Origin of the sequence: Halomonas caseinilytica, from assembly GCF_001662285.1 — a bacterium.
In the GTDB taxonomy this organism is placed as follows: domain Bacteria; phylum Pseudomonadota; class Gammaproteobacteria; order Pseudomonadales; family Halomonadaceae; genus Halomonas; species Halomonas caseinilytica.
The window spans coordinates 402,248-418,097 of the sequence record NZ_BDEO01000007.1; the positions used below are offsets into that span (position 1 = coordinate 402,248).

Below are 15,850 nucleotides of genomic sequence, written 5' to 3' on the forward strand. Positions count from 1 at the left end.
ATGACCCAGATTCGTACCCCTCTGGCGGGCGCCATCGCGCTCGCTTCAGCCTTGTTGGTATCGCCCGTGGCGGCGCAGACCCTCAACCTGGGCGTCACCGGCGAACTCGCTTCCTTCGATACTTCCCAGGTCTCCGGCGGTATCTGGGAGTCCCAGATTCTGATGGATGTCTACGAAGGCCTGGTCAAGAAGGCTCCGGACGGCGAGGTGCTGCCCGGCATGGCAACCTCCTGGGAGGTCTCCGACGACGGCAAGACCTATACCTTCCACATTCGCGAGGACGCCGCCTGGTCCGATGGCGAACCGGTCACCGCCGAGGACTTCGTGTTCGGCTGGCAACACCTGCTCGCCCCGAAGAACGCCTCCAAATACGCCTACATGCTCTATCCGGTCGTCAACGCCGAAGCGGTCAACACCGGCAAGAAGCCCCTGGATGCCCTGGGCGTGGCTTCCCTCGACGACGGCCGCACCTTCCAGGTCGAACTCACCTCGCCCACGCCCTACTTCCTCCAGTTGCTGACCCACTACACCGCCTACCCGGCGCCCAAGCACGCCGTCGAGGAATACGGGAAGAACTGGGTCAAGCTCGACAACATCGTCACCAACGGCGCCTTCACCCCCGAGGAGTGGGTCTCGCAGTCGCGCATCAGCGTGAGCCGCAACCCCGAGTACTACGACGCCGACGAGATCGCCCTGGACGGGGTCAACTACTACACGATCGAGGATCGCAACGCCGGCGTCTCGCGCTTTCGCTCCGGCGAGCTGGACATCATGCGCGAATATTCCTCCAGCATGTACGGCATGCTCCAGGAGGAACTGCCCGAGGCTACCCACATGGCCCCCTACCTGGGCAGCTACTACTACGTCTTCAACCACCGCGAGGGCCACCCGACCGCCGATCCGAAGGTGCGCGAGGCGCTCAGCCTCGTGGTGCGCCGCAAGGTGCTCTCCGAACAGATCATGGGTGGCACCTTCCTGCCTTCGCGTTCCTTCGTGCCCGAGGGCGTCCACCACTATGACGTCCAGCAGATACCGCAGGAAGGCAGCATGGACGAGCGCATGGCACGCGCCCGGCAGCTTCTCGAGGAGGCCGGCTACGGCCCCGACAACCCGCTTCACCTGCGCCTGCGCTACAACACCAACGACGAGCACAAGAAGATCGCCGTTGCCCTGGCCGCCATGTGGCGCCCGCTGGGCGTCGAAGTCGAGATGATCAACTCGGAAGCCACGGTGCACTACCAGACCATCGCCGAGGGTGACTTTGACATCGCCCGGGCCGGCTGGATCGCCGACTACAACGACGCCGAGAACTTCCTCAGCCTGCTGCACAGCGGCGTCGGCAACAACTACGGTGCCTACTCCAATGCCGAGTTCGACGACCTGACGGACCAGGCTGCCCGCACCCTGGATGCCGACGAGCGCGAAGCCCTTCTCGAGCAAGCCGAACAGACGGCACTGAACGATTATGCGGTCCTGCCGCTGCTCTATTACGTGTCGCGCAACCTGGTCAATCCGGCCATCAGCGGCTGGGAAGACAACGTCGAGGACGATCACCCTTCACGCTGGATCTCGTTCGATCAGTGATCCTCAGGCTGTCGAGGAAACGCTGCATAAATCGCCGAGCGTCGTGAAGCGCAAGGCGCACGGAGCACAGAAAGCGAGACATAACAATTAGTTAGGCGAGCTTTCGAGCACCATGCAACGCAGCGATTTGCACGTGTAGGCATTTAAGCAGTGTTTCCTGAACGGTGCGCTCCCCGGTCGAGCGCGCCATACCATCGATGTTCTCTGGCGAAGGAATGCTTCCATGTTCTCTCACCGCTTCACGCGTGCGGCGCTGCTGGCTGCCTTGATGGCCGGCGCGACGCAGAGCGCCCCTGCCGCCGTCCTGCAGGTCGGCAATGGTGCCGAGCCCGGCACCCTCGATCCCCAGAAGACCAACGGTGTCTGGGAGACCCGTATCACCCGCGCGCTGTTCGAGCGCCTGGTGACCTACGCCGCCGATGGCAGCCTGGTCCCCGGCCTCGCCGAGTCCTGGACTATCAGCGACGACGGCACCACCTATACCTTCCAGCTACGCCAGGCCGAGTGGTCCGACGGCACGCCGATCACCGCCGACGATGCCGTCTTCGCCCTGCGGCGGCTGCTGAAACCGGCCATCGCCAGCCACAATGCCAAGCTCTATTACCCGATCAAAAACGCCCGGGCGATCAATACCGGTCAGGCCGAGCCGAGCGAGCTGGGCGTCTCGGCACCGGACGACCACACCCTGGTCATCCAGCTCGACGAACCCACCGCCTACTTCCTGCAGGCCCTGGCCATGAGCGAGGCCGCCCCCCTGCCCCGCCACCTCGTCGAACAGGCCGGGGATGAATGGACCCATCCCGGCACCATGGTGTCGAGCGGTGCCTTCATCCTGCGGGAATGGCGCCCCCAGGCGCGCATCGATCTCGAGCGGAATCCTCACTTCTACGACGCTGACACGGTCTCGCTGGACGGCGTGACCTTCTACCCCATCGACGACATCGGCTCCGCCCTCAACCGCTTTCGTGCCGGCGACCTGGATATCTCCTACTCCGGCGTGCCCGCCTCGCGTTTCGACTGGGTGAAGGACAATCTCGGCGAGTCCCTCCGCGTGGGGCCGCTGGTCGCCGAATACTTCTACATGTTCAACCTGCGTGACGGCCAGCCATTGGCTGACGAGCGCGTGCGCGAGGCGCTCAGCCTTGCCGTGCGGCGCGAGGTGATCACCGACCGCATCCTCGGCATGGGGCAACGTGCCTCGTACTGGTATGTGCCACGCGCCACCGAAGGCGGCACCCACGGCTCGCTGGCACTCGCCGAGCAGCCGATGGAACAGCGGCTCGCCAGGGCCAAGCGACTGATGCGCGAGGCCGGCTATGGCCCCGACAACCCCCTGCGCGTGACGCTGCGCTACAACACCCTCGAGGACCACAAGAAGATCGCCGTGGCCGTGGCCGCCATGTGGAAGCCGCTAGGCGTCGAGGTAGAGCTGATCAACGCCGAGGCGGCCGTGCACTACGCGACGGTCAACGAGGGCAACTTCGAGATCGCCCGCTACGGCATGGTCGCCACCATCAACGACCCCTACGACTTCCTCAACGCCTATGCCGAGGGCGGCTCCGCCCAGCGCAGCACTGGCTATCGCAACGAGGACTACGACGCCCTGGTCGAGCGCAGCACCCGGGAGCTGGACACCGAACGCCGCGCCGAACTGATGACCCGGGCCGAACAGATGCTGCTCGACGACCATGCCCTGCTGCCGCTCTACGACTATGTCAGCGCTCACCTGGTCGCCCCTGAGGTCAAGGGCTGGCAGACCACCGCCATCGACGTTCACCCACTGCGCTACATCCAGCTCGAGGACTAGCCCCGTGATGTTCCCTACCGCCCCACAACCTCGTTCCATGCCCCGGAGGCCGTCATGCTGAGCTATACGCTGAAACGGCTGCTGCAGGCCATTCCCACGATGCTGATCGTGATCACCATCTCGTTCTTTCTGATGCGCATCGCCCCCGGCGGCCCCTTCGACGGCGAGCGCGCCTTGCCGCCGGAGATCGAGGCCAACCTGATGGCTGCCTATCATCTGGACGAGCCCCTGCCGATGCAGTACCTGCGCTACATGGGCAACCTGCTGCAGGGCGACTTCGGCCCCTCCTTCAAGTACAAGGACTTCTCGGTCACCGAGCTGATCATGCAGGGCTTCCCGGTCAGCCTGGAGATCGGCGGGCTGGCGATCCTGCTGGCCCTGCTGCTCGGCCTGCCGCTGGGCGTGATCGCCGCGCTCAAGCGCAACTCGACCATCGACTACCTGGTGATGGGCACGGCGCTGGCCGGTATCGCGATCCCCAACTTCGTCATCGCCCCGATCCTGGCGCTGGTGTTCGGCGTGCTGCTGGCCTGGCTGCCGGCCGGCGGCTGGAACGGCGGTGCCCTGCCCAACCTGGTGCTGCCGGTCATCGCTCTGTCGATCCAGCAGATCGCCTACATCGCGCGGATGATGCGCGCCAGCATGATCGAGGTGCTGGGCAGCCACTACATCCGCACCGCGCGGGCCAAGGGGCTGGCCGAGTCCCAGGTCATCTGGCGTCACGCACTGCGCCCGGCATTGCTGCCGGTGACCTCCTATCTTGGCCCAGCCGTCGCCGGGATCATCACCGGCTCGGTGGTCATCGAGCAGATCTTCGGCATCCCCGGCATCGGTCGCTACTTCGTGCAGGGCGCGCTCAACCGCGATTACACCCTGGTGATGGGCACGGTCGTGTTCTACGGCGCGCTGATCGTGCTGATGAACCTGCTCGTCGACCTGATCTATTCCGCGCTGGATCCGCAGATCCGCCATGACGACTGACCGCAGGGAGCGGATAGCCATGACCACAGAACCCCTTACCCACGACGGCGACCGCCATGTCGCGGTCGATGACCTCCGACCGGATGCAGCGCCGGCTGCCGGCGAAAGCCTGACGCGCGATGCCTGGCGGCGCCTCAAGCAGAACCGTGCGGCCATGGTCAGCCTGGTGATGCTGATCGTGATCACCTTGATCTGCCTGTTCGGTCCTTATGTCCTGCCCTGGGGGCTGGCGGAGGTCGACTGGAACGCCTTCAATGCTCCGCCGAGCCTGGAGGGCGGACACTTCCTCGGCACCGACGCCAATGGCCGCGACCTGCTCACCCGCACCCTGTACGGCGGCCGGGTATCGCTCTCGGTGGCCTTGGTGGCCAGTCTCGTCAGCCTGGTGATCGGCGTGCTGTACGGCGCCATCTCCGGCTATCTCGGCGGCCGGGTGGACAACGTGATGATGCGCTTCGTCGACATCATGTACTCGCTGCCCTTCATGTTCCTGGTGATCCTGCTGATGGTGGTGTTCGGCCGTAACATCCTGCTGATCTACGCCGCCATCGGCGCCGTGGAATGGCTGGACATGGCTCGCATCGTGCGCGGCCAGACCCTGGCGCTCAAGCAGCGCGAGTTCGTCGAGGCGGCCCACGCCCTGGGCGTGCGCGACTCCCGGATCGTCACTCGCCACCTGATTCCCAACGCCATCGGCCCGGTGATTGTCTACGTCACCCTGACCGTGCCCAAGGTCATCCTGCTCGAGAGTTTCCTGTCGTTTCTCGGCCTCGGCGTGCAGGAACCGCTGACCAGCTGGGGCGTGCTGATCTCCGAAGGCACCGACATGATGCAGAGCGCTCCCTGGATGCTGCTGGTGCCCTCGGTGTTCCTGGCGGCGACGCTGTTCTGTCTCAACTTCCTGGGCGATGGATTGCGCGACGCCCTGGACCCCAAGACCCGCTGATGGAAGCACCGATTTATTACTGCGCTCGAGATCTTGGTCACCGGCGGTGCTCACAATCCTCATTGAGCACACTGTCAACTCCGGTTGCTGCGCGCCGGCGGCAACCAACCTCTCTTCGCTCGCAACATAAATCGGCACTCCCATGTCACGCACATGAGCGATACCAGGAGTGAAAGATGACAACCCCACTGCTCGAGATCGACAACCTGAGCGTCGACTTCCAACTCCCCGATGGTACCGTCGCCGCGGTCAAGGGAGTGAGCTTCGACATCCGTGCCGGCGAAACGGTCGCCCTGGTCGGCGAATCCGGCTCCGGCAAGTCGGTCTCCTCCACCGCCACCATGCGCCTGCTGCCCGACCTGGCCCGGACCCGTGGCGCGATCCGTTTCCATGGCGAGGATCTGCTGGCCGCCACCCCGCGTCGCATGCGGCGCATCCGCGGCAATGCCATCTCGATGATCTTCCAGGAGCCGATGACCTCGCTCAATCCGCTGCACCGCATCGGTGCCCAGATCATCGAGGTCTTGACCCGTCACAACAAGGCCAAGGGTCGAGCAGCCCGCACCCGGGCCATCGAGCTGCTGGAACAGGTCGGCATTCCCGAGCCCGAGCGGCGCATCGACAGCTACCCGCACGAACTGTCCGGCGGCCAGCGCCAGCGGGTGATGATCGCCATGGCACTGGCCTGCGAGCCGGAACTGTTGATCGCCGACGAACCCACCACGGCCCTGGATGTCACGGTCCAGGCGCAGATCCTGCAGCTGCTCAAGTCATTACAGGCCCGCTATGGCATGGCGATCCTGTTCATCACGCATGACCTGGGCATCGTGCGGCATTTCGCCGACCGGGTCTGCGTGATGCGCCGTGGCGAGATGGTCGAACGCGGCAGCACCGCCGAGGTCTTCGCCAACCCTCGCCATGACTACACCCGCATGCTGATCGACGCCGAACCGCGCGGCGGCAAGTCTTCGGTCGAGGCCAGCGCACCGGTCCTGCTGGAAGCGCGAGATCTGCGGGTGCGCTTCGCCCTCAAGAAGCGTCTGTTCCGCCCCAGTTCGTACTTCGAGGCGGTGCGCGGCATCGACCTGACCATCCGGCGTGGCCAGACCGTCGGGGTGGTCGGCGAATCCGGCTCCGGCAAGTCGACGCTCGGCCGCGCCCTGCTACGCCTGCTCAAGAGCAGCGGCAACATCCGCTTCGACGACAGCGACCTTTCCGCCCTGGATGGCACCGGCATGCGCCCGCTGCGTTCGCGCCTGCAGGTCGTCTTCCAGGACCCCTTCGGCTCGCTCTCGCCGCGCCTGACCGTCGGCGAGGTCATCAGCGAAGGGCTGCGCGTCCATCACCCGGAACTCGATCGGCGCCAACGCGAGCGCCGGGTCATCGAGGCCCTCGAGGAAGTCGCCCTCGACCCGGCCATGCGCCAGCGCTATCCCCACGAGTTCTCCGGGGGCCAGCGACAGCGCATCGCCATCGCTCGCGCCCTGGTGCTCAAGCCCGAATTCCTGCTGCTCGATGAACCCACCTCGGCACTCGATCGTTCCGTGCAAGTCACGGTGATCGAGCTGTTGCGCAACCTCCAGGCGAAATACGGCCTGACCTATCTGTTCATCAGCCACGACCTCGCCGTGGTGCGCGCCCTGGCCGACACCGTGATGGTGATGAAATCGGGTCAGGTCGTCGAACAGGGGCCGACCGAGGACATCTTCGCCAACCCGCGCGACGCCTATACCCGGGAACTGATGCGGGCGGCCTTCGTCGACGACGCCGCCTGACGGGCGACGGACACCACTGCTTCTCTCCGGCCGCGGACGCCCCTTGGCGTCCGCCAGGGCGGCTGCGGCCATACGACAGGGCTCTGCCCTTCATTCACCCGAAAAGGAGACCGCTCATGCAGCACCGCATGATCACGACTGGCGTTCCCCCGTGACGCACACTGCAGTCTTTCGCTCGATGCCGGTCGATCCGACCGCCAGCGAGCCGCTCCGCCATCCGCGGATTCACAAGAAACACAACAACCCAAAAGGTTTGGCATGTTCCATCACTACAAGCTGACCGGGCTGGTCGTCGCCATCGGCGCCAGCCTCACCACCCAGCAGGCACTGGCCTTCACGGCCTACGAGACCGACCAGGACAAGCTCACCATCAGCGGTCGTATCGCGGCCGGCAGCAGCTTCGTCGACCACATCGACGATGACCACGATCCGACCAACGCCGGCTCGCGGATTCGTCTCATCCACGAGCATGAGTTCGAACACGGCTGGTCATCCGTGGCACGCGCCGAATGGGGCTTCGATCCTTTCTTCGAGCACGGCGATGACGGCCATTACAAGCGCATGCTCTATGCCGGCGTCCGCCACGACGACTACGGCACGCTGCTGATCGGCAAGCAGTATTCGCTGTGGTACGACATGGTCGCCTACTGGACCGACTGGTTCTGGTACAACGGCGCCACCGCCCAGGGAAGCTTCAACGGCGCCTTCGGCGACGGCGGCTTCGAAGGCAATGGCCGACCCGACAATGCGGTGTCCTACAAGAATACCTGGGGCGACTGGAGCCTCGGGGTGCTCTACCAGACCTCCCGCGACGATGTGCCGACCGGGGCCGGCTATACCGGCAACCTGACCGGTTTAGAGCGCGACTATACCGCCCAAGGGGCCGTGGTCTGGCAGCCGACCGAGGATCTGTCGCTGGGCGCGACCTACACGCACAGCGCCATCGACGGCAAGACCGCCGGCGGCGGCAAGCGCCAGCAGAATGTCGATGCCGGCCTGCTCGCTGCACGCTGGACACCGGGCAACTGGTACTTTGCGCTGACCGGCGGTCGCTACGACAACCTGATTCGCGAGGGCAACTTCAGCGGCGTCGACACCACTGACGGCATCGTCGATGAAGCCCGTGGCGTCGAGGGGGTGGCACTGTACAACCTCAAGGGCCAGGTACCCGGCAAGGTGCAGCTCTATACCGGGTTCAATCGCCTGGAGGACAGCGCCTCCGAGGCACGCAGCGCCTTCTACCTGGCCGGCGCGGCCTGGCTGACCTTCGATGAGAACCTGATCATCGCCCTGGAGCGCAAGTTCGACGACTCCGTCGACGCCGACGGCGCGAGCGACATCGACAATGACGAGACGAACCTGCTGGTGCGCTACAACTTCTGAGCATCAAGCCGTCTCCCAGGCCGGGCGCGTGCCCGGCCTGCTCTCGAACGTTGTCGGGAGCGAAACGACGGGACCCGGCCAAGGCCGGGTCCCGTCGTTGCCACGCAGCGCGAAGATCGCGCCATCCTGGCGTCAGAAGCGATAATCCACCGAGAGCGCGAAGACGTTGGCGTCGACTTCATAGGTCCCGGAAAGGTCGCCACGACTGGCGTTCTCGGCCTTGGCTCCGGACTGGTCGATGTCGCCATCATCACCGAACACTCGCATGTAGCCGGCCGTTACCCCCAGGTCGGGCGTCGGCATCCAGGTCGCACCGAGCGTCGCCCACTGACGGTCGGCATCCGGTACGCGCGGCGTACGGTGCTCACTGTCCGGCACCGGTGACTCGTCGACCCCCAGGCCGGCACGCAGCATCCATTCCCGATTGAGCTGGTAGTTGGCGCCTACCGAGAAGGCCCAGGTATCGTCCCAGTTCTCGGTCGTGGTGCTCTGGCCGCCACTGTCGAACTCGACGGTGAGCTCATCGAAGCTGCTCCACTCGGTCCACTCGGCATTGGCCATCAGGGCGAGACGGTCGGTCAACTGGTGGTAGACACCGAGGTTGAGGTTGGCCGGCGTGGTCAGATCCGCCGAGCCGCCACCGTCCTGCAACTGCCCCATGGCCTGGGCTCCCGCCAGGACCTGCCGGCCGGTGGCATTGTCGGCGCTGTAATTGACATCGCCGTCCAGCGTCAGGTCCACCTCGGAGCGGTAGCTGATCCCCAGCCGGGTGCGGTCGGTCGCCTGGAACAGCGCCCCCAGAGTGTAGCCGTAGCCCCAGTCGTCGCCGGTCACCTCGGCCTTGCCGTCAGCATTGCCGATCGCAGAAGGTGGCAACAGGCCAGCACTCGCCCCGACCCCACCGAGGTCAATCGCATTGGACAGCGTCGCATCGGCATACTGGGCCCGCAGCCCCACGGCGAGATTGAGACGGTCCGTGGCGCGATAATTCAGCGTCGGCTGGATATCGATAGTCGTGAGATCGGTCTCGATGGCGTGATAGCGGCCGATCCAGTCCTTGTCGTATTCCGTCGAGAGCCCGTACGGTGCCGACACCGCCAGACCGAGATCGAACCGGTCATCGAGCCGCGTCTTGAAGGCGAAGCTCGGTACCCAGGCCTCTTCGCCCCCTTCGCGAGAGCCACCACGGTCATAGCTCACTGGTAGTCCGGCGGGACTCGCCGACGCATCCGTCAACTCGAAGTTGGCGTCGATGTAGGAAATGCCGCCGGCCACCTGGGTTCCCTCCACGTTGCCGATGGCCGCCGGGTTGAAGGTCATGTAACTGACATCCTCGGCACCGGCTGCCGCCCCGGCCATGGCGTTGCCCAGCGCCTTGGCGCTCTGTTCACGAACCTGGAAGCCCGAAGCAGCAGCCTGACTGGACGCCAGGACGGCGGACGCCAAGGTCACGGCGACGGTGAGCTTGTTGAGCTGGTTTTGCATGAGCAGACATCCCTAGTCGTGATGGGTGATTGTTATCTCGCTAGCCGCGGGGCGGTCACGTGGCTTCAGTGTTTGCGAAATTCCTCCCGGCAATCAAGTGCAAACGTTCGTTTTAACTCGAAATACGCTCATACTTTAGTCATACGCCCATTTGACCTCTTGCCTTTTCAACCGGTTACGCAAACGTTCCGGAGCTGGCGATATCGACTCATCACGCCACCTTGACCCATGTGTTACACAAAGGTTTTAAACTGCCGACATCGTCATCACGTCGTTGAGGACATCATGAAAGTCAGTGAACTGGCACGTCGAGCCGGCGTTACCGCCGAAACCGTGCGCCACTACACCCGCGAAGGGCTGCTCGCCCCCGAGCGCGACCCTGACAACGGCTACCAACGCTACGACGGCACCGACCTGGAGCGCCTGCGCTTCATTCAGCGGGCTCGGACCCTCGGCTTCAGCGTGGCCGAGATTCGCCAGATTCTCGAACACGCTGATCATGGGGACTCGCCCTGTCCACTGGTACGAGACCTGATGGCCGAGCGACTCCCGGAGATCCGCGCCCGCATCCGCGAGCTCGAAGCGCTGGCCTCGCGCATGGAACAGGCGCTGGACGCCTGGGCCGACATGCCCGATGGCACGCCCGATGGCCATAGCCTGTGTCGGCTGATCGAAAGCTTCCCCGCGTCACTCGAGTCCGAGAATGCCTCCACTTCATCCCGCCAGGAGACCTCGTCATGAGCACCCGGTATGAGCGCCTGATTCCTGGCATGAGTTGCCAAGGCTGCGTTAGCCGCATGCGACGCGCCATCCAGGCCCGTGACGCCGAGGCCGAGGTGATCGGCGAACCTGCCGACAAGCGCCTGACGGTCACCACCTCCCTGGCCGGCGACGCGCTGGATGCGACCCTGGACGAGGCCGGTTATCCGCCCGGCCCGGCTACCGACGAACACGCACCGGCGCCCGACACCCCGGCACCGTCGACACACGATGCGGCAGCGGACACGGGCCATGCCCGGCGACTCTCGATTTCCGGCATGACCTGCGCCAGTTGCGTGCGTACCGTCCAGGGAGCACTGGAAAACGTGCCGGGCGTCACCGAGGCCAGCGTCAACTTCGGCACCCACACGGCCCAGGTGCAAGGCAACGCCGACTTCGATGCGCTGGTCGGCGCCGTGGAGGGCGTCGGGTATGGCGCCGAGCCCGTGCTCGACATGCGCGAAGCCGAGCGAACTCGCGCCGAACGGGATGGTGCCGAGTACCGTCGCCTGATGCGTGGCGCGGCCTGGTCCCTGGCGCTGGCCGTGCCGCTGATGGCCAGCATGTTCGTCTTCCACCCCCAGCCGATCGGAGCCGGCCGCCTCTACTGGCTGGTGGTGGGCGTGCTGACGCTGGCCGTGATGGTCTTCCCCGGGCGCCACTTCTTCCTCAATGCCTGGAAAAACCTGCGCCATCGCCAGGCCAACATGGACACCCTCATCGCCATGGGCACCGGTACCGCCTGGCTGTATTCCATGGCGGTGGTGGCCTTCGCCGGCGCACTACCGGAGCCCGCGCGAGGCATCTACTTCGAGGCCTCGGCGATGGTCATCGGACTGGTCCTGCTGGGCAACGCCCTGGAGCTGCGCGCTCGCGGCCGCACCAGCGAGGCGCTGCGACGCCTGCTCGATCTGCAGAGCCGCACCGCGCGCGTGATTCGCGACGGCGAGGAACGCGAGATCGAGATCGAGGCAGTACGCGAGGGCGATCACCTGCGCGTGCGGCCCGGCGAGCGACTGCCGGTGGATGGCGAAGTAAGCGAGGGGGCCAGCCATGTCGACGAGTCCATGCTCACCGGCGAGCCCCTGCCGGTGGCCAAGTCGGTCGGCGACGAGGTCAGCGCCGGCACCGTCAATGGCAAGGGCTCGCTGGTCTACCGCGCCACCCGGGTCGGCGCCGATACCCGACTCGGCCGCATCACCGAGCAGGTGGCCAGCGCCCAGAACTCGCGGCCGCCCATCGGCCGGCTCGCCGACCGCATCTCCAGCATCTTCGTCCCTGCCGTGATGATCGTCGCGGTGATCACGGCGCTGGCCTGGTTCAACCTCGGCGCCGAGCCTCGGGTCATCCACATGTTGGTCACCGCCACCACGGTGCTGATCATCGCCTGTCCCTGCGCTCTGGGGCTGGCCACGCCGATCTCCACCATGGTCGGCGTGGGCAAGGCCGCCGAGCACGGCGTTCTGGTACGGACTGGCGAGGCGCTGCAGGCTGCCAGCCGCCTGACGACCCTAGTGGTCGACAAGACCGGCACGCTGACCGAAGGCAAGCCCAGGGTCACCGAGGCCGAGATCCTCGACGGCGATCGCGAACGGGCACTCGCCCTGGTGGACGCTCTGGAGCGCGGCTCCGAACATCCGTTGGCCAACGCTCTTCTGGCCTATGCCGAACAGGCGAATGTCACGGCTGCGGATATTCACGACTTTCAGTCAGTGACCGGAGGCGGCGTCACGGCCCGCACGCCGGAAGGCAGCGAACTGTTGCTCGGCAACGCCCGACTGCTGCGGGACCAGGGCGTCGCGCTCGACGCCGGCCAGGACATCGCCGAACGCCTGCAACGCCAGGCACGCAGCGTCGTCCATCTGGCCGTCGATGGCCGGCTCACCGCCATCTTCGGTATCAGCGACCCCTTGCGTGACGACAGCGTGGCCGCGGTCCGACGGCTGCGTGCCGACGGTCTCAAGGTCGTCATGCTCACCGGCGACAATGCCCATACCGCCGAGGCCATCGCCCGGGAAGTCGGCATCGATGACTTCCGCGCCGATCTGCTGCCCGAGGACAAGCATGCCGAGATCCAGCGCCTGCAGGATGACGGCGAGCGAGTCGGCATGGTCGGTGACGGCATCAACGATGCGCCGGCCCTGGCCCTGGCCGACGTCGGCTTCGCCATCGGCCAGGGCACCGACGTGGCCATCGAGAGCGCCGGCATCACCCTGATGCGTGACTCGCTGCACGGCGTGGTCGCCGCCATCGAGATCAGCCGTGCCACCCTGCGCAACATCCGCCAGAATCTGATGGGCGCCTTCGGCTACAACCTGATCGGCATTCCCATTGCCGCCGGCGTGCTCTACCCACTCACCGGCACCCTGTTGTCACCGATGATCGCCGGTGCCGCCATGTCGCTGTCGTCGATCACCGTGGTCGGCAACGCCAGTCGGCTGCGCCTGTTCACACCACGCGATGCGACCGACACTCGGGAGACGACATCATGAGCTGGATCATCAATCTCATTGGACTCGGCCTGATCGCCCTGATCGTCTGGTGGTTCTGGCTGGACTGAGCCCATGGCCTGCTAGGCTGATGAGAGAGAGTCCAGAAGGAGGCAACGCCATGCCCAGACTCGACGGTGTGCTGGAAACGGCCCTGTATGTCACCGACATGGTCCGGGCCCGGACCTTCTTCGAGGAAGTGATGGGGCTATCGGCCTTCACCGCCGATCAGCGCTTCACTGCCTATGATGCTGGCGGCGGCACCGTTCTGCTGCTGTTTCTCGAAGGCGCGACGCGCGACACGGTCGTGCTGCCTGACGAGATGGGCACCATTCCGCCCCACGACGGCACCGGGCGCACGCACATGGCCTTCGCCATCGGCGCCGAAGCACTGGAGGACTGGGAGCGCCGCCTGACGAGTCATGGCATCGAGATCGAGGGGCGCACGCACTGGCCCCGGGGCGGCGAGAGCCTCTACTTCCGCGACCCGGACGGCCACCTGCTGGAACTGGCCACCCCCGGCGTCTGGCCAACGTACTAAAGGGGAAGAGAAAAGAGGGAAGAGGGAAGAGGGAAGAGGGAAGTACGACGCTGCGCGTCTTGAAGAAGACGCAATAGGCGGAATGCCGAGCTCTATTCCCACTCTTCCAACTTAAGGAAGCGCTGATTTATGTTGCGAGCGAAGATAGGTTGGCTGCTGCCGGAACGGAGATACCGGAGTTTACACGCCAGTAAATGAGGATATTGAGTACCGCCGGCAGCCAAGATATCGAGCGTAGTAATAAATCAGTGTTTCCTCAGGCGGGCTCCGCATGCTCGATGACCAGTTGCAAAGACTCCCGTCCCCGCCAGCGGTTGCGGTTAAGCTTGTAGGCGCAGCGCAGCAGGTCGCCGGCGTCGAAGGCCGGCATCTCGCCCGGCGTCAGGGCGCGGAACCAGATCGCCCGCACGCTGGTGGCGCCACTGGATAGCTCGAGCATCAGGTGACTGCCGTCGGCTCCCACGGTACGCAGGCTTTCCACCCTTAGCACGCCTTCGAACAGAGGCGCATCGAACTCTCGCCCATAGGGGCCGAGCGCTTCGATCTCATCGAGCGTCTTCAGGTCCAGTTGACCGGCTTCGAGTTCCCCGTCGGTGAAGACACGCGGGCCCAGTTCCGTATCGCCGAGCTGCTCGCGGGCCGCCTGCAGCAACGCTTGGCGAAAATCGTCGAAGGCCTCACGGGGCACACCGACACCAGCAGCCCCACGGTGCCCGCCGAAACGCGGCAGCGAGGCCGGCGCCAGCTCGAAGGCACGCTGCAGGGCATCGCGCAGATGCAGGGCCTCGATGGAGCGCCCGGAGCCGGTGAGCATGCCCGGCTGTGCGGCCGGTGTCAGCACCAAGGCGGGACGACCGAAGGCCTGCACCAGTCGTGAGGCGACGATGCCCTGCACCCCGGGGTGGCCTTCCTCGAGCAACACCACCAGAACCGGTGCCCCGGCCTCCAGCTCGGCCATGGCCAAGCCTCGGGCACGCTCGGTCATCTCGGCCTCGATGCTCTTGCGCGACTGGTTGTCCTGATCCAGCGTCTCCAGGTGCCCTGCCGCCGTGGCATCATCCACCGCCAGCATGAAGTGCAACGCCGCATAGGGATCGTCGAGCCGGGAACGGGCATTGATCCTCGGGCCCATCTGGAAGGCCAGCGTCTCGGCATCGAAGGGCACGCTGTCGGCCCCCAGCCGCTGGGCCATGGTCCGCCAGCAGGCTGCCTCCATTCGATTGATCAGCGTCAGTCCATGGGCAACCACCGCTCGATTGGCCACACTGCCGCCCAGCGAGACACAGTCCGCCACCGTACCGAGCGCTACATAGGAGAGCCAGGGCGACAGCTTTGGGGTGGCCGGTTCGAGCACGCCCCATTCGATCAATACACTGCGGGTCAGCGACATGACCAGCCAGGCGACCATGCAGCCGGCGATGGTCGGGTCGGGGTAGGTGCAGTCGTCGCGGGTGGGGTTCACGGTGGCAAAGGCCGAGGCCGGCGGGCCTTCCGTCGGCAGGGCGTGGTGATCGCTGACCACCACGTCGATACCGGCCTCGCGAAGCCTGGCGATACGCGGTTCGTCGCTGCTGCCGCAATCGGCGGTGATCACCAGGCTCGGACGCGGCGAGAGCGACAGGGTACGCTCCACCAACGGCAGGCTGATGCCGTAGCCATCGTGAATCCGGTGACCGATCAAACTGTGCAGGCGGTTCTCGGGGATGCCGAACAGCTCGTTGAGCGTCCGCCGAATCACCACATGAGAGGTGATGCCGTCGACATCATAGTCGGTGAGGATGCCGATGTGCTCGCCTTCGGTCACCGCCCGGGCAATGCGCTCGGCGGCACGCCGCCCGTCCTGGAGGCGTTCGGGATGCGCCAGATAACGCAGGCTCGGCGCCACCAGTGGCGCCAGTTCGCCCTCATAGCCACCCAGGCGACCGGCCAGGATCCGCGCCTGCAGCGGCGTCAGCCCCTCGGCCAGGGCGCGCTGCTCCACGGCGGCATCCCGCGGGCGAGGCAGAATACGCGGTTTGAGGGATTCATGCAGATCGACAGGGGCGTTCACGCCTGGCTCCTCTGATTAGGGGAAACACTGGTCTATTGCTGCGCTCGTCG

Annotated in this window: 11 protein-coding genes; 9 read left to right on the forward strand and 2 right to left on the reverse strand. The window is 65.5% G+C overall.

Annotated elements, in window-relative coordinates; all coding sequences use genetic code 11:
- From HSDC_RS09540 to HSDC_RS09565, 6 genes are all read left to right on the forward strand, one after another.
- Complete coding sequence (locus HSDC_RS09540; RefSeq protein WP_064699690.1) at positions 1-1,584, forward strand: peptide ABC transporter substrate-binding protein; 1,584 nt, start codon at positions 1-3, stop codon at positions 1,582-1,584.
- Between the two features lie 223 nt (positions 1,585-1,807).
- Positions 1,808-3,391, forward strand: a complete 1,584-nt coding sequence (locus HSDC_RS09545) for a peptide ABC transporter substrate-binding protein (protein WP_064699691.1) — start codon at positions 1,808-1,810, stop codon at positions 3,389-3,391.
- A 54-nt stretch (positions 3,392-3,445) separates the two neighbouring features.
- The gene (gene oppB, locus HSDC_RS09550; protein WP_013333603.1) at positions 3,446-4,372 is read left to right on the forward strand and encodes an oligopeptide ABC transporter permease OppB; all 927 of its coding nucleotides are present in this window, start codon (positions 3,446-3,448) and stop codon (positions 4,370-4,372) included.
- Between the two features lie 19 nt (positions 4,373-4,391).
- Positions 4,392-5,318, forward strand: a complete 927-nt coding sequence (locus tag HSDC_RS09555) for an ABC transporter permease (RefSeq protein ID WP_064699692.1) — start codon at positions 4,392-4,394, stop codon at positions 5,316-5,318.
- Positions 5,319-5,494: 176 nt separating this feature from the next.
- Positions 5,495-7,093 (forward strand): ABC transporter ATP-binding protein, encoded by a 1,599-nt coding sequence (locus tag HSDC_RS09560; protein WP_064699693.1) that lies wholly within the window; start codon positions 5,495-5,497, stop codon positions 7,091-7,093.
- A gap of 258 nt (positions 7,094-7,351) precedes the next feature.
- Positions 7,352-8,476, forward strand: coding sequence for a porin (locus tag HSDC_RS09565; RefSeq protein WP_064699694.1), 1,125 nt, complete (start codon positions 7,352-7,354; stop codon positions 8,474-8,476).
- A 132-nt stretch (positions 8,477-8,608) separates the two neighbouring features.
- Here the strand turns inward: HSDC_RS09565 and HSDC_RS09570 are convergent, their stop codons facing one another.
- Positions 8,609-9,961: an OmpP1/FadL family transporter gene (locus HSDC_RS09570; RefSeq protein ID WP_064699695.1), complete on the reverse strand. Its 1,353-nt coding sequence runs from the start codon at positions 9,959-9,961 to the stop codon at positions 8,609-8,611.
- Between the two features lie 285 nt (positions 9,962-10,246).
- On the opposite strand from HSDC_RS09570, the gene HSDC_RS09575 reads away from it, so the two are divergent.
- The 3 genes from HSDC_RS09575 to HSDC_RS09585 all read left to right on the forward strand — a co-directional run bounded on the left by HSDC_RS09575 (position 10,247) and on the right by HSDC_RS09585 (position 13,750).
- Positions 10,247-10,702, forward strand: coding sequence for a MerR family transcriptional regulator (locus tag HSDC_RS09575; RefSeq protein ID WP_064699696.1), 456 nt, complete (start codon positions 10,247-10,249; stop codon positions 10,700-10,702).
- The gene (locus HSDC_RS09580) at positions 10,699-13,212 is read left to right on the forward strand and encodes a heavy metal translocating P-type ATPase (RefSeq protein ID WP_064699697.1); all 2,514 of its coding nucleotides are present in this window, start codon (positions 10,699-10,701) and stop codon (positions 13,210-13,212) included. The genes HSDC_RS09575 and HSDC_RS09580 overlap by 4 nt, the downstream gene beginning before the upstream one ends.
- A gap of 118 nt (positions 13,213-13,330) precedes the next feature.
- Positions 13,331-13,750 carry a VOC family protein gene (locus HSDC_RS09585; RefSeq protein WP_064699698.1) on the forward strand — a complete coding sequence of 140 codons (420 nt, stop codon included), beginning with the start codon at positions 13,331-13,333 and terminating at the stop codon, positions 13,748-13,750.
- Between the two features lie 256 nt (positions 13,751-14,006).
- Here the strand turns inward: HSDC_RS09585 and HSDC_RS09590 are convergent, their stop codons facing one another.
- Positions 14,007-15,800, reverse strand: coding sequence for a single-stranded-DNA-specific exonuclease RecJ (locus HSDC_RS09590; RefSeq protein ID WP_064699699.1), 1,794 nt, complete (start codon positions 15,798-15,800; stop codon positions 14,007-14,009).
- Between the last annotated feature and the right edge of the window lie 50 nt (positions 15,801-15,850).

Bases quoted from the DNA above. Each gene is read 5' to 3' on its own strand.
- HSDC_RS09585 (WP_064699698.1), top strand. From the start codon at position 13,331: ATGCCCAGACTCGACGGTGTGCTGGAAACGGCCCTGTATGTCACCGAC.
- HSDC_RS09575 (WP_064699696.1), top strand. From the start codon at position 10,247: ATGAAAGTCAGTGAACTGGCACGTCGAGCCGGCGTTACCGCCGAAACC.
- HSDC_RS09565 (WP_064699694.1), top strand. From the start codon at position 7,352: ATGTTCCATCACTACAAGCTGACCGGGCTGGTCGTCGCCATCGGCGCC.
- HSDC_RS09570 (WP_064699695.1), bottom strand. From the start codon at position 9,961: ATGCAAAACCAGCTCAACAAGCTCACCGTCGCCGTGACCTTGGCGTCC.
- HSDC_RS09540 (WP_064699690.1), top strand. From the start codon at position 1: ATGACCCAGATTCGTACCCCTCTGGCGGGCGCCATCGCGCTCGCTTCA.
- HSDC_RS09555 (WP_064699692.1), top strand. From the start codon at position 4,392: ATGACCACAGAACCCCTTACCCACGACGGCGACCGCCATGTCGCGGTC.
- HSDC_RS09545 (WP_064699691.1), top strand. From the start codon at position 1,808: ATGTTCTCTCACCGCTTCACGCGTGCGGCGCTGCTGGCTGCCTTGATG.
- oppB (WP_013333603.1), top strand. From the start codon at position 3,446: ATGCTGAGCTATACGCTGAAACGGCTGCTGCAGGCCATTCCCACGATG.
- HSDC_RS09560 (WP_064699693.1), top strand. From the start codon at position 5,495: ATGACAACCCCACTGCTCGAGATCGACAACCTGAGCGTCGACTTCCAA.
- HSDC_RS09580 (WP_064699697.1), top strand. From the start codon at position 10,699: ATGAGCACCCGGTATGAGCGCCTGATTCCTGGCATGAGTTGCCAAGGC.